The 1,471-nt window shown below is 60.6% G+C and carries 3 protein-coding genes; 1 reads left to right on the top strand and 2 read right to left on the bottom strand.

All coding sequences use genetic code 11. The features are described 5' to 3' along the window. Position 1: 1 nt before the first annotated feature. The gene (locus tag A2I95_RS37385) at positions 2-436 is read left to right on the top strand and encodes a peroxiredoxin (RefSeq protein ID WP_291737511.1); all 435 of its coding nucleotides are present in this window, start codon (positions 2-4) and stop codon (positions 434-436) included. A 147-nt stretch (positions 437-583) separates the two neighbouring features. Here the strand turns inward: A2I95_RS37385 and A2I95_RS37380 are convergent, their stop codons facing one another. Both A2I95_RS37380 and A2I95_RS37375 read right to left on the bottom strand, forming a co-directional pair. Continuing rightward, positions 584-892 carry a 4a-hydroxytetrahydrobiopterin dehydratase gene (locus A2I95_RS37380; protein WP_129372104.1) on the bottom strand — a complete coding sequence of 103 codons (309 nt, stop codon included), beginning with the start codon at positions 890-892 and terminating at the stop codon, positions 584-586. Further along, positions 889-1,471: GNAT family N-acetyltransferase (locus A2I95_RS37375; RefSeq protein WP_291737510.1), on the bottom strand; the 583-nt coding region annotated here is incomplete at its 5' end. The genes A2I95_RS37375 and A2I95_RS37380, both read right to left, overlap by 4 nt.

Here is a 1,471-nt window from a genome sequence, read left to right as displayed (position 1 = left end):
CATCGGCCCCGAGCAGGTGCAGCTGTCAGACAAGCTGAAGGGGCGCAAAGTCGTGCTGTTCGCGGTTCCCGGCGCCTTTACCAGCACCTGCCATTCGGCGCATGTGCCCAGCTTCATCCGCACCAAGGATCAGTTCGCCGCCAAGGGTGTCGAGGAAATCATCTGCCTGGCGGGCAATGATCCGTTTGTGATGAACATCTGGGGCGAAAACACCGGTGCCACCGAGGCCGGGATCACCATGCTGTCGGATGCCGAATGCACGCTGACCGAGGCACTCGGCATGCGTCTGGACGTGCCCTCGGCCGGTCTGATCGGCCGCTCGCTGCGTTATGCGATGCTGGTGGAGGACGGCGAGGTGAAAGTTCTCAACAAGGAAGAAAACCCCGGCCAATGCGAGCTTTCCGCCGGTGAAGGCTTGCTGGAGTCAATGGGCTGAAGCCAAGCCAGGCTGCGGCTGCCTGACCCGGTGGCCGTAGGGCGACCCCTTATTAAACCCTGAAAAATAAGGTCAGCATGCCTGCCGGAATGTTTCGCGCGCGAAACATTTGGACAGAATTGCTGACCTTTCCGTCAGAGCCTCCGTTCAAGTCTGCGGCTCGCCGAACAGCCCGTCCATCTTGCGCGCCAGTTTGGCATCCAGCGCGCTGACCCCATCCACATCATGGGTGGTGAGAACCACCGTCACCCGGTTGTAGACATTGCTCCACTCCGGGTGGTGGTTCCATTTCTCGGCCCAGATCGCGGCGCGGGTCATCCAGCCGAAGGCATCGGCGAAATTGCTGAACTTGAAGATCTTGGTGATAGCATCCCGGCCCTCCACCATTTCCCAGCCGGTGGCAAACAGCGGCTCCAGCAGCGGGCCGCGGGTGGCGTCGGACAGTTTTTCCGTCATTCTTGCTCCTCCACTTGGGCTTTGCGGAACGGGCCGTAATCGGTCAGGATTTCGATCTCTTCCTCGGTGGCGGCCCGTTCAGCCTCGAGGTAGCGTTCAACGGCCCCGGCAAACCCGGGATCGCCGATCCAGTGCAAGCTGTGTGTTTCGCACGGCAGATAGCCGCGCGCCAGCTTATGTTCACCCTGCGCGCCCGCCTCAGCCCGGTCAAGCCCCAGGGCTATCGCCAGCTCTATCGCCTGATAATAACACAGCTCGAAGTGCAGGCAGGGATGGTGCTCAACACAGCCCCAATAACGCCCGTAAAGCGTTTCACGGCCAATGAAATTCAAGGCACCTGCAACATAGCGCCCGTTGCGCTCCGCCAGAATCAGCGCCATATTCTGCGCCATCGTGTGATGGACGATATCGAAGAATTGCCGCGTCAGATAAGGCGCGCCCCATTTTCGCGCACCGGTGTCCTGATAGAATTCCCAGAAGGCATCCCAATGCTCAGGCTGCAGGCTGTCCCCCTGATAGACCCGGATCCCGCCGCCAAAGCACTGCGCCTGCATCCGCTCCTTGCGGATGTTCTTGCGC

The sequence above is a fragment of the Leisingera sp. F5 genome (assembly GCF_001593695.1).
The sequence above is the reverse complement of the archived record's forward strand: the minus strand, read 5'-3'. Positions and strand labels throughout refer to the sequence as shown.

Coding starts and splice junctions, on each gene's coding strand:
- A2I95_RS37380 (WP_129372104.1), bottom strand. CDS start 892: ATGACGGAAAAACTGTCCGACGCCACCCGCGGCCCGCTGCTGGAGCCG.